The following is a 13,212-nucleotide window of genomic DNA, read 5'->3' as shown; positions in this document are numbered from 1 at the left end:
GGATACGAACGTGATGAAGAGAAAATGGCTGTTCGTTGTGGCTATGATGATGCTCGTAGTACTTGTATGGCAACCAACTGGAGGAGAAGCGGCTTCTCTTACCGATATCAAGAAACAAATCGCAGCTGCGAAAGCGGAGATGAGAGCTGCTGAGCAGCGCGCGGCCAAAGCGGAGCGAGAAGCGGCAAACGTGAAGCAGCAAGCGGCTAATGCACACCAGCAGGCAGAAGTAGCTGAGAGCGAGAAGGGTGACATTGAGAACAAGAAGGCAGAGGCTCTAGCATCAATTAATAACATTATGGCTGAAATTGATAATGTTGTTATTAATAAAACAAATGCGTTGGCACAGCGTGATGAGAAGGAAGAAGAACTGCTTCAGACCGGATTAGAGCTTGATCAGGCTGAAGAACGGGTAACGACCCGGGATGAGCTTCTGCAGTCACGTATGCGTCTTATGTATACAAACGGATTTGTTTCGTACATGGATGTATTGTTGAGTGCGACGAGCTTTACTGATTTTATTGACAGATTTGATGCTCTTCAATCTATTTTGTCGCAGGATCGCGACATTTTGGCGGAACAAAGGCAAGAGAAAGAACTTGTCGCCCTCAAAAAAGTTGAGGTGGAGAAGCAGTTTGGCGAAATGACCAAAATTTATGAGAAGCTGGAGCAGTATGAAGCTCATCTTGCCAAGAAGGAAGAAGAAAAGCAATTGATGATTGCGAGCTATAATAGCAACATTCAACAGCTGGACGGCAAGCTTCATCAGTTAGATAGCAAGCTTCAACAAATAGACAGCACGCTTGAAGAGCTAGAAGGCATAAGCAAGGAGCAGGAAGATTTGCTGATGGCGCTTGCTGCAAAGGTATCCAAGCTGAACGCAGAGAAAAATAGTATTTCTAATCCATACTCTGGCGGTAAACTAGGAATGCCAATTAGAGACAACTACCGGGTAAGCTCTAACTTTGGCACCCGAGTTCATCCGATTACGGGCAAAAAGCATACGCACACAGGAATCGATTTCGCAGCACCTCAGGGTACAGATATTTATGCGGCTGAGGATGGCGTTGTATTGGTTGCCCAAAGCTGGAGCAGTTATGGGAACTGTGTCATCATTGACCACGGAAATGGCTTGTGGACGCTATATGGCCATATACGCAATGGTGGCATTAAGGTTGAAAAAGGCGAGAAAGTTCAAAAAGGCCAAAAGATCGCGGAAGTTGGCAGTACGGGCAACTCAACCGGTCCGCATTTGCATTTCGAGGTACGAGTAAATCAAACACCAGTAAACCCAAGCAGCTATTTAAAATAGGCTTCATCTATAAGCAACTTTCAGAGGCAGCCCGTGTGGCTGCCTTTGGAAATTTTGACCCATACCTGATGAAATGATCATCTTTTCTGGATAAGACAAATAATTGGAAGTCAATTGTCATATACTAGGGGGGTCTTAAAGCTAAGACCGTGGAAGATGAGAAGGTGGTGTAGACAGGTGCATTTCAAAGGACGTACAGTATTTGCGTTCGTTATGCTGACGATGATTGCATCGGTACTCGTGACGCTGACGATCGCGGATCAATTAATTAATCCAGACCAGCATTCAGCACCTGCGCTCACAGCGTCAGCAGCTGACGATGGTGACCGGTTCGCACTGAAAGAGGACGAGCTAACGAAGCTGAATGCGGTGCTGGAGTTAATTGAGACCAAATATTATCAAAAGGTTGACCGACATGAGCTGCTCGACGGAGCGGTCAGTGGAATGATGTCCTCGCTCGACGATCCGTATTCCGTTTATATGGAGAAGGATGTCGCACAGCATTTCTCAGAGTCTATCGAGGGCTCTTTTACAGGCATCGGTGCGGAAGTGACGCTGGAAAATGGAAAGATTGTTGTCGTATCTCCCATAAAAGGATCCCCGGCTGAACGTTCTGGATTACTTGCCAAGGATGTGCTGTTATCTATAAACGGTGATAAGCTTGATGGCTTGAACCTACAGGATGCAGTTGCCAAAATCCGCGGCCCTAAAGGGACGAAAGCGAAAATTCAAGTACAGCGGGCAGGCTTCTCCGATCCCATCCAGCTCGTGCTTATCCGTGATGATATTGATGTGGAGACGGTATATGGCAAGCTGCATCAAGATGGGACAGGTGTTATTGAGATTAGACAGTTCTCCTTGCATACGGCAGAGCGCTTTAAGCAGGAGCTGGCCAAGCTGGAGGAGCAAGGCATGAAGGGACTTGTGCTGGATGTACGCAACAATCCGGGCGGAGTGCTTCCGGTAGTCGTCGATATTGCCCAATCCTTCCTGGCTAAAGGCACGACAGTCGTTCAAGTAGAGGATCGGGAAGGCAAGCGAGAGAAGACCCTCTCTGAGGGCCAAAGCAAATCCTATCCCATCGCGGTGCTAATGAACACTGGAAGCGCAAGTGCTTCGGAAATTTTAGCAGGTGCCTTGCAGGAAAGCGCTGGCGCGAAGCTTGTTGGCGAAACCTCTTTTGGTAAAGGAACGGTTCAAGTGAGCTATAATAAAGCACTAGGAGACGGCAGTTTGTTGAAGATGACGATTGCGAAGTGGTTGACGCCTAAAGGCAATTGGATTCATGAAAATGGAATTAAGCCGGACATTGCTGTAGAGCCACCAGACTTGTACAAGGTTGCGAGGCTTGCCCTCGAAGAGACACTGAAAAAAGATATGCTAGGCGAACAGGTCCGCAGTGTTCAAATTATGCTGCATGGACTCGGTTATGAGCCTAAGCGTGAAGATGGCTATTACGGTTCCGAGACAGTAGAGGCCGTTAACAAATTCCAAGCGGAACATGGCTTGCCGGCTACGGGACAGGTCGATAAGCTAACCGGAGATACGCTTGAGAATGCGGTTATTAAATGGATTCAGGATGAGAAGAACGATACCCAGCTCCATGCAGCAATTAAAGCCGTAAGCAGGAAATAAACCACAAGCGTCGAATGAATAAGAGGTTGACTCTGTTTAACGGAGTCGGCCTTTTATTTTTTTAAACCGATTAGGAAATGTGGAACGAGTGAAGGAGTGTTAGCTTTGGAAACGGCGATCGAGTTGCTGGAAATGCTCGGGAAAGCGGCTGTCCAATTGATTGCACAGCCATTTTATTATATTGCGGTTTTATTTATCATCTTACAATATACGAGGCAGATAAGAATGGAGAGGCAAATGTTCGCGGTTAAGCTGCATCATTGGCCCAGCTTGGTTTTGAAAGCGCTAATCGCTGGCTTGCTTATCGGTCTTGCAGTATCTGTCGTTGGAGCTTTTATCGGTGTGGCATTAACTGGAACGGCGGTAATATGGCTGTGGGCAGTAGCGGCCATTCTGATGCTTATCCGCATTCGGTACCTATGCTTCGCTTACAGTGCAGGGGTCATTACCCTTCTCCAATGGCTAGTCGGATGGACGGCACTGGGTGAGAGAACGGATTGGCTTGGCTTCGCAGCAGTCTCGCTTGCAAGCATAGATGCAATAGGATTGCTCGTCTTGGTAGCGATGCTGCACCTTGCGGAAGCTTTGCTGGTCCGCTGGCAAGGGCATCGGTTAGCTACCCCGCTATTTATAGAGGGGAAGCGAGGGAAGCTTGTGGGCGGCTACATGCTGCAAGGATTTTGGCCAATCCCCCTTCTTATGCTGGTTCCGTCTACTGGCAATGGCGCTTCAATGGCAGAATTGCCTTGGCAACCACTGTTCGGAGTGGATTGGTCGCAAGGCTGGTCATTTGTGGCATTACCTATGATTATCGGTTTTACGGAGATGACAAGGTCATTATTGCCGCGCGAGAAAGCGAAGCATGCAGCTAAAGGTTTGCTTTTGTACAGCATCTGTCTGGCGGGCGTGGCTGCTCTCGCATGGTGGCAGCCCATTCTCCTGCCGCTTGCTGCAATCGCCTCACTCCTCTTGCATGAAGCGATTATATGGCGCAGCCGTGCTAAGGAGGCCGCACAGTCGCCGCTCTATGTCCATGATTCGCGTGGCTTGCGTATATTGGGAATCGTGCCTGGGACACCAGCCTCAGCGATGGGGCTTGGTGTTGGTGAAATCTTGCATAAGGTGAATGGTGTACGTGTAAAAACCAAAGAGGATCTCTATGAGGCCCTAGTACTGAATTCCGCTTTTTGTAAGCTGGAGGTGCTGAATTTGGAGGGTGAAATTAAGTTCGCGCAACGGGCGAGATTTGCAGGCGAGCATCATCAGCTTGGCGTTATCCTTGCCCCAGATGAACAGGCTAACTACTACGCTTCAACAGGCCCTGCCTCGTTGCTGGAGCTGCTTAGAAGTTATCATGCTTCTAATCGACGCGGTGGTGCTTCAGTGGACAAAGTGGAACATTAAGAGCAAAAAAAAGACTGTACGCGGCAGAATCGCCGTATACAGTCTTTTTTTGTATTATGATTTCTTACGTCTGAACTGAAGTGCTACGCCTAGAAGCAGCAAGCTTAATCCTAGTATTTGCATAAGCAGGTAGCTTTGTTCTCCTGTTTTTGGAAGATTACTCACAGGTGGTGTAATAGTATTGCCATTATCTATACCGCCTTGTGGCACCTCTACATCGATCTCGAAGAAAATTTCCTCTTCGTTGCCGTCTTTGTCCTTCACAATAATAGAGAACTTGTCTTTACCTGTGTATCCAGGATTAGGTGTGTAAACCCAGTTGCCTTTGTCGTCAATCGTGACTGTACCATGCGACGGTTTTTCACCTATGCTAGGCTTGCTGTCTACTGGAATGTCGACATGGCCCTTAATGGGTTTGTCCTGTTCAGTTGCTTCATGTTCTACCGGCGGATTGACAGGTACTACCGGAACCTCTGGATCTGGATTAACAGGAGGTAGAACCGGAGGTTGTACAGGTGGCTGTACAGGCGGGATTACCGAAGGCAGCACCGGTGGAACAGGAGCGTTGTATAAGCCTAAATCAATGCTTAAGTTCTCCCAGCCAAATGGCGCGCTATCCCCGATGTAAATCGCCTCTGTTAAACCATGTGTCAATTTGTTGGAGTCTAGTTCAGCAGATACACCAGTTGCCTCAGCTTGCGTCACAACAAAGCCAGCAGGAATGGTAAACTCTACGTAATATTGTCCATTTAACAATTGATCAAACAAATAATAACCAGGGTTTCCGTTGGAGTCGTTAGCTGTTTTTGTTTGTTCAAGGAAGCCCTTATCCTTGTCATACAGCTTAACAACTACATAATTAAATCCGTGTTCAGCATCATCATCTTGCTTACCGTTTGAATTGATGTCGTACCAAACATAGTTACCGATTTTGCCTTTGGCGATTAAGCCAAGATCAATCGTATGGTTAACCCATCCCTCAGTATGACCAATTGTAATGACTGAAGTAACTCCGCTAGTATCGGTAGGGTTCGAATCTAGTGCTGAGTCAGTACCAGCACCTGGAACTGTTTTCTCATAATCTGTAGGATAGATGAACTGTACGAAATAGTCGCCTTCGCGCAGGTTATCAAACAAATAATAACCCGGTTTGCCGTCTGGTCCAGTATACGTTGTTGTCTCTTCATATGGTGTACCAGTTACCGTATCCTTGTAGAGCTTAACAGTGATGCCGTTAATGCCTTGTGCGTCGTTTTCGTTTTGTACGCCGTCACGATTGCGATCAAGCCATACATAATTGCCAATTTCACCTTTAGCAATTAGACCCAAATCGATCGTTGGATCAATCCAACCAGCTGCTTCACCGATTTCGATTTTTGCAGTGGTGTGGGTGTTGTTCGTACTATTAGAATCCGTACCATTGTTGCCACCGCGTTCTGCTGCTGTTTTTTCATAATCTACTGGCAGAACGAATTGGACATAATAGTCGCCTTCAAGCAGCTCAGTAAACTTATAGTAGCCAGGCTTGCCGCTTGAATCGTTGGCGGTAGTCGTTTGTGCGACCGGAGTTCCGGTAGCGGAGCCTTTGTAAAGCTTGACTACAACGCCATTGATACCGTCTGAATCCTTTTCGTTCTGAATACCGTCACGATTGCGGTCATGCCATACATAATCACCTATGCTGCCTTTGCCGACAAGACCTAAATCAATCGTCATGTCGCTCCAGCCAGCAGGAGCCGTCGCTCCAATCTGGATGACCTGTGTCATTCCGTTGACAGTTGGGTTGGAGTCTGTTGCCGTTGTAGTGCCTGCAGCAGCCGCTTTTGCAAGACCGAAGATGCTTGGCACTTCAAATTCGACATAGTAATCTCCGCCGACCAGATGCTCGAATAAATAATAACCAGGGTTGCCGCTAGAGTCGTTTCCAGTCACCGTTTCTTCGAGAAGGATTTTATTGTTATCGTATAGGTTTACTTTAATGCCGTTGACACCGTCTTTTTCTTCTTCGTCCTGCTTGCCGTTGTCATTACGGTCCACCCATACATAGTTACCGATGCTGCCTTTGCCAACTAACCCCAAGTCAATCGTGTGATCAACCCAGCGAGTTGCTTCTCCGATAACAATTTGCTGTGTAATGCCGTTGTTGTCTGTTACGTTAGAATCTGTACCTGAACCTGGAACAGAGCCTTCGACAGTCTTGTTGTAATCATTAGGAATCACGAATTGCACGAAATAGTTGCCAGACAGCAGATGGTCGAATAGGTAGTAGCCAGGCTTGCCGCTGCTATCATTCGCTGTTGTCGTTGTAGCAATTTCTGTACCATTTACGTTATCCTTGAACAGCTTCACGACAATGCCGTTAATGCCATCCTTTTCTTGCTCGTTTTGAACACCGTCCCGATTGCGATCTAGCCATACATAATTGCCGATTTCGCCGCGAGGATATAATCCAAGATCAATGGTAAGGTCATCAGGAGCAAGTGCTGTAAGCACAATAGCGTCCGTTACACCCGATGCATCAATGGCATTGGAATCAGTGCTGGATGTACCTTTATTCGGTGCAGTGACATCATAATCACCAGGTACAATAAACTGAACATAATAGGTAGCAAAAGGCAAGCCTTTAAACGAATAATGTCCTGCTTTTCCATCTTTGTCGCGAGTAAGTGTTGTAGCAATTACATTTTTGTTATCATCAAGCAATTTTACAGTAATGCCGTTAAGGCCATTTTCACTTGCGTCTTGAATGCCATTTTCGTTAAGGTCAAACCAAACATAGTCGCCAATAGAGCCTCGCGGATCAGTTGTAACTGTGATGATGTGCGTATCCGAAACCGGAGGAGTCTCCGCGGGATCTGCATTGACTGTATTAACGATAGTAGCACCGCTGACGTCCGTGCTTGTTAATTGATACGGATAGGTAATTTCAATCGACTTTCCAGCTTCTAGAGATGGAATGTTTGGAATTCCTGTAACCTTCGTATCGGTTATGACGATATTCGTCAAGGTGCTGCTGCCTGTGTTCGAGACGGTTACGAGATAATCGATCCAATCACCAGCATCAGCGCTCGATGCGGAGGTTCTGCTGCTTGTTTTGACAACTTCGACCCCTGCTGTAGGAATACTTGCTGTATCCTCCAGAGGATCTTCGGACTCATTGTAATAAACGGTAGCCTTATTATCGAGCTCGCTCAAATCGAAATCATCAGAGGTAACAGAATAAGTGCCTGTAAGTACAATCTTCTTATTCGGAGCTAACTTCTTAATAACGATATAAGGCTCGGTTCCTGAATTGCTAATGCTTGAAATAATATCAGAACGTGAATGGCTATTGCCGTTAATTGGAATGGCAGAGCCGTCATACGTCAGACTATTGAAAGCAAATCCTGCTTGATTGCGATCAAGCGTATCCGATATTTTGATGTTGTGCAGGGTTACTGTTGAAGTGTTCGTAAATTCGATTTCGTATTGGACCTCATTGCCTACAACAACGTGGCTAATGCTTGGCGCATCAGTTGAAGATCCTTTAGCTACGTTTGTAATCGATTTGACAAATTCAGCTGAAGGGAACGAAGGAACTCCCGAACCACCCTCAACAAGACCTAGATCAATTGTAAAGTTCTTGATCTTATCTGCTGTCAGAACATCAATAGTGATACTGTCCGTACGATATGGCGTGTACGTGCCGATAGTGGCAAGCTTAGTGACCTTGTTGGAATCCGTATTATCTACATGTGTAGGATCTGCTCCTGGCGTGTTAGCCGTTGTCGGAGAATATCTCTCCGGAAGAACAAACTCTACTTCATATTGACCGGTAGGAAGACCTTGGAACAAATAGTAGCCTGGGCTTCCGTTTTGATGATAGCCGGTAATGGTTTCTTTATACGGAGTCGTTCCTCCGTCTTTATAAAGATTAACTTGAATACCGTTAATGCCTGCGCCTTGTCCGCTGTCGCCAGGATACTCCTCATCCTGAATGCCGTTGCGGTTACTATCAAACCAGACAAAGTTTCCGATCTCGCCAAGAGGCACATGTTGATTAGTAGGGTGAACTAAGAAACCTACTTTGTTTGGCTCTGCTGGTAGCATCGTTCTGCCACTGGCTGCGCTGGTTGCTTGAATCGCGAAGGAGTTCCAAGCAACTTTACCTGTTTCTGTTCCTACTGGTGCATTCATGTCCCAGCCAAGAACGATATAGTCGCCAGGAGCCAGATCATTGCTGCCATCACTGCCTTTGATGTTTTTGAACTCAAAGTATAGCGATTGAATATCTGTTAGGTCATCACTTGTGAAGCTTGCTTGATTAATCCAGCCGTTTTTGCTGCCTACCGCATTTGAAAAGTTGACGATAGTGCCTTTGTCAGCTGAAAGACTGTAATAGACGTTCAAGTCATAAGTGATCGTTTTGCTTGGGCCGCCACCCTCAGGGACATAAGTAAATGTTTTACCAGTTCCTGAAATAGGGGTTGAAGCAAGATTTGGACGCCATTCGGAACCACGAGCTGTGTTTCCTAGTACAGATTGATCGCCGATAAATGGCAGGATATCGATTGCGTCAATCTTGGATAATCGGGTATTCCCGCTATTCTGAATAACAAGCTTGTAATCGGCAGAGCCACCCTCATAAGTAGAACTGAATCTTGGGAATTCTGTGTATTCAGAATCTCCTTCAACTCTATCAAATGGAGTGAATGAAATAGAAGGTGGGCCGCTATATCCGCCTGAATTAGCTGCATCGAATACGGGAGCGAGATCCCCTTTGTTCCACTTTGTTGATTTGACGACAGCAGCTGAACTGACAACTACTGGCGCACTGGCATTGACATAGTAGCGCACATCAGGACCAGTAGGGGGTATTTCAAATCCAAGTGCTGTTTCTGAGCGTCCTGCGTTGTCAGCAGCCCAGCCTGGGAAATCGGAAGGGTCAAAAGGATTGCTGTTTTGATCATGCCAGAATTGCGTAGTCGGGTCAGCCGGAGCTGCATACAGATTGTTGACGTAGATAACAGCTCCGCCTGTCGCTAGAGCACCTGCGCGGATTTGACCATTGTAAGTAATGTTTAGCTGAGTACCCGGATCAAGAGAGATGCCTGAAGGCCATGACCATTTCACAAGTGTTTTGCCGTTCAAGTCGGGCAGAATTTCTAGTTCTGGAGCTACAGCGCCAGATGGCAAACCGGTAATCGTAAATGATTCAGCGAGCGCCGTCTGCAAATCAAGCTGCTTCGGATTCGTATAATAATTGAAGTCCTGAGGCAGTAGGTCGTAAATGACTGGGTTTACCCAAGGTCCAGTTGCATCTACTTTATTTCGAATGTGGATCGTAAATGGAACAGTGCTTAAAGGACCGTAGAACGCATTGTTCGGCTGACTATCCTTCCAAGCGTTAAGCCAAGGCTTAGGCTCGTTAATCAGGAAATTCGCTACTGCTTTTCCGGGTGTTTTGGGAGCATATCCCCAGGCACCTGGTGATGTCTCAGTCAAAGCGTCATAAGTTATGACAGCACAGTTCTTAATGGTATCTCCTTGCTCAACATTAGGGTCTGCATTTGGAGTAACCGTACCGCAGGCTGCATTTTCGCTTGATCTAGGACCTGTAGCTGTGTCCAAGACCGAACCTTTGATTTCAATGCCGCCGATCGTTTGGTTAATCGGCAACGATGCAAATGTCCAAGAAACACTCACTAATGAATCGCCGACTGGCACTATGATATTGCCTGCAGGACCAATGGATAGGTTACTGCCTGTTGCTGCTTTCTCTATGGCATTGCCATTGCTGTTTGGAGTAAATGTGTTTGAGCCGCCATTTTTCAGTACATAAGTAAAGGATGTCCACTGACGGTTAGGCATTTTCAGCTGCGTGTACGTAAGCTCAGTTGGAAGCGTGTCTGTAAGAACCAGATTCCGCAGCTCCGAGTTCACGCCAGTTGCCGTATTCGTAATACCGCCAATGGTATAGGTTTGTTCTTGTCCGTGCCAACGATAGTCGAAAGTACGGTTTTTATTGATCGCGCCTCCACCTGATACTGGTCGACCGAACTTGGTAATAACCTCTGCATGCTCAAGGGTCACCTCAGTTTCGGGTGGTCCTTCTATGGTGTATTGAGTAATGTCTACTTGGTTTGTTTGATTAATGGGTCCAAGCCAACCGAGTGAATCTGAGAATTTGAGTGTGACAAGAGCCTCAAATGATTGCCCAGATGCCAAATCGAAATTGGACCAGGTAATGGTACGATTAGTCGTATTGATTACAGGAGTAACGTTAGGACCTGCTGAATGTTGAATATCTGCAAGCGTCACGGTTGCATTTGCCGGGTAAGTATCTACCAAGGTAATGTTTTTAAGTGCGCCGGCGGGAAGCGTGTTACTCTTCTGTACCGATTTAATACCGACTTTATAGCTGATGTCTCCGCCTACATTGAGGACAGTGCCTGTAAACCCGGATTCCTGAGTTTTGAAGGCTGCCCACTTGTCATAGGTAGACTGTGTCGGAGTTGGTGTTGCTGTTGGCGGAGCGGTAGGAGCTGGCGTAGCATCCGCAGCGATGCTGACATTAACGTTGCTTGAGCTCACGTTTCCGTTTGAAATTTCCGTAGCGGTCGCAGTGTTAGTCTTGGTGACAAGGGAGTTGGTGTACGTGTTGCCTACCTTGACCTTAATTTCAATTTCCAGCGAATCTCCGGGACTCATTTGACGGTTAATGCTTACGGTGTTTCCGGTTGCTCCAGCGCCTGTTACGCCTTGAATGATAAAGGGAGCGGGAACAACGTCCTCGATCCTCAAATCCTTTGCTAAGGCTACAGTGCTGGCAAGCGCTACGTTAATGAAGTAACTGAATTCATCATTCACGTTTACATTTGTCTTATCCGCGGTTTTTATGATCGTAAGTCCGTCAATTGGCGTGCTCGCCTGCACTGGAGTTGCTAAGGGAAGCAGCGCTGTTTGCAACAGCAAGGCGAACAGAATGACAAGGGGGAGAGTACGACCTTTCCGCATGTTCTGAAATAGCATGGTTTCTTTCTTCCTTCCTTTCGGTCTGTTAATACTTTTGCATGTGGCAGAATGACGCATTATTCCAGGTAAACGAGAAGTAGCCGATATCAGCCTCCTTAATAAAGTCAGCCTGCTTGCGTAGAAGTTAAAAGTCTAGGAAGTAATCGACAGGTACTTGTGAAATGTCAGAATTATAGAAGCTGGTTCACTAATCTCCATGGCAATTAATGCCTGATAGAATACATTTGGCACGATTCACCCATGCTGACTAATTTAGCAAGCTGCTCGAATCCTGAGAAGTAATGTGGCCACAGAAAAAGGGAACAGATAACGCCTTATACCGTCACGTTTCGTCAAGTCACGACTTTATCTGCATCATGATTCACTATACAGACTATATCTGTACAATTTCTGAACAATTTCGTCCTATCGGATAGGTTATATATTTGAAGAAGCATAAATGAACATCAGGCATATGCCGATATACTAAAAGAAAGCAATGATTAGATGCAGTACTAACTAGGAAGGGTTTAGATTAACAATAGGAGTGAAGCGATTGAAAGTGCTTTTAATAGATGATGAAAGGCTAGCTCTGGTTCAGTTGGAACGTATGCTAAGCGATGCGATGGAGCTGACAGCAATCGACAGCTTTCAGAATCCATTGCTGGCTGTAGAGCAGGCAGCGGTACTGCAGCCGGAAGTTGTATTCCTCGATATTCATATGCCGGAAATATCAGGTCTTCAAGCAGCAGAAATGATCCAAGAAGTCTGTCCTGACGCAGACATTGTATTTGTGACGGCGCATGATGAATATGCGATCAGGGCATTCGAGCTGAATGCCGTCGATTATGTCCTCAAACCACTGCAGAAATCTCGCATTCAGAAGACAGTTGAACGCCTAATAAGGCGCCGATCGGGGCAGATCAAACCGTTTGTGGCAGTGGATCGGTCTCAGAAGATTTATTGCTTCAAAACGCTTCGCTTTCAATCACTTGGAAATTCACCTGAGATACCGAAATGGCGAACCGCCAAAGCACAGGAGCTGTTTCTTTATTTGCTACACCATCGGAAGCAGCTTGTTCATAAGTCTACGTTGCTTGAGGTGTTCTTTCCTGAGATGGATTTGAAACGGGCAATGACCCAGCTCTATACGTCGATTTATCAAATTCGGCAGTGTCTGCAGAAGATGGGCATGGATCTCGTTATACAGAACTCCAGTATTCAGGAAGGCTATATTCTCGATATGGGACAAGTTGTGCTGGATACGGAGAAATGGGAGCAGGAGCTGGACAAGTTAACGGTGCCGTTAGAGCTGCGAAAGGACAAGCTGCTTCAACTGCTGGGGGATTATGAAGGCGATTACTTGCAGGACCACGGTTATGTATGGGCGGAGCATGAGAGGGAACGGCTTCGCCAGATTTGGCTGAGTCATGCAAGATATCTTGCTAAGTATTATTTCCAACATGCGGAGCAGCATCCAGAAGCATTGCAGTTATTCGAAAGAATCCATATCGTCGATCCATATAATGAAGCGGAAGCTTTGATTGTTATGAAGCTCTATGATGAGCTGGGTTATTACGATAAGATTACGGCACATTATGGGCAAATGGTACAAACGCTTGAGACAGAACTAGGCTTGCCTGTAATGGAACAGCTTAGTGGCTGGTATAATCAGTGGCTGGACATAAGAATAGGAAAAGAACGGTTCTCCTAAAGGGGAGTGCCGTTCCTTAGAGACAATACGACAGTGAAGGTCAATTTCAGACCGAGCTGTGCGTATTTTTTTTGAACCCAGTGCATTGCGTCGTTTAAAAGATAAAGGTATAATAAACGGGAACAAACATTCTTATTTTGTAAACTTAAATGAA

At 46.3% G+C, this 13,212-nt stretch carries 5 protein-coding genes; 4 read left to right on the top strand and 1 reads right to left on the bottom strand.

Annotation, left to right across the window (positions count from 1 at the left end):
• Positions 1-13: 13 nt before the first annotated feature.
• The 3 genes from FGT79_RS15130 (at position 14) to FGT79_RS15120 (ending at position 4,351) form a co-directional block, all read left to right on the top strand.
• Positions 14-1,312, top strand: a complete 1,299-nt coding sequence (locus FGT79_RS15130) for a murein hydrolase activator EnvC family protein (protein WP_138754036.1) — start codon at positions 14-16, stop codon at positions 1,310-1,312.
• 177 nt (positions 1,313-1,489) lie between these two features.
• Positions 1,490-2,947, top strand: a complete 1,458-nt coding sequence (locus tag FGT79_RS15125; RefSeq protein ID WP_138753669.1) for a S41 family peptidase — start codon at positions 1,490-1,492, stop codon at positions 2,945-2,947.
• 105 nt (positions 2,948-3,052) lie between these two features.
• The gene (locus FGT79_RS15120) at positions 3,053-4,351 is read left to right on the top strand and encodes a PDZ domain-containing protein (RefSeq protein WP_138753668.1); all 1,299 of its coding nucleotides are present in this window, start codon (positions 3,053-3,055) and stop codon (positions 4,349-4,351) included.
• Positions 4,352-4,405: 54 nt separating this feature from the next.
• Here FGT79_RS15120 and FGT79_RS15115 read toward each other — a convergent pair whose 3' ends face one another.
• Positions 4,406-11,362: an SdrD B-like domain-containing protein gene (locus tag FGT79_RS15115; protein WP_171056260.1), complete on the bottom strand. Its 6,957-nt coding sequence runs from the start codon at positions 11,360-11,362 to the stop codon at positions 4,406-4,408.
• A gap of 544 nt (positions 11,363-11,906) precedes the next feature.
• On the opposite strand from FGT79_RS15115, the gene FGT79_RS15110 reads away from it, so the two are divergent.
• Complete coding sequence (locus FGT79_RS15110) at positions 11,907-13,058, top strand: response regulator (RefSeq protein WP_246096466.1); 1,152 nt, start codon at positions 11,907-11,909, stop codon at positions 13,056-13,058.
• Positions 13,059-13,212: the final 154 nt, after the last annotated feature.

It is taken from the genome of Paenibacillus sinopodophylli (genome assembly GCF_005930355.1).
Lineage (GTDB): Bacteria > Bacillota > Bacilli > Paenibacillales > Paenibacillaceae > Pristimantibacillus > Pristimantibacillus sinopodophylli.
The sequence above is the reverse complement of the archived record's forward strand: the minus strand, read 5'-3'. Positions and strand labels throughout refer to the sequence as shown.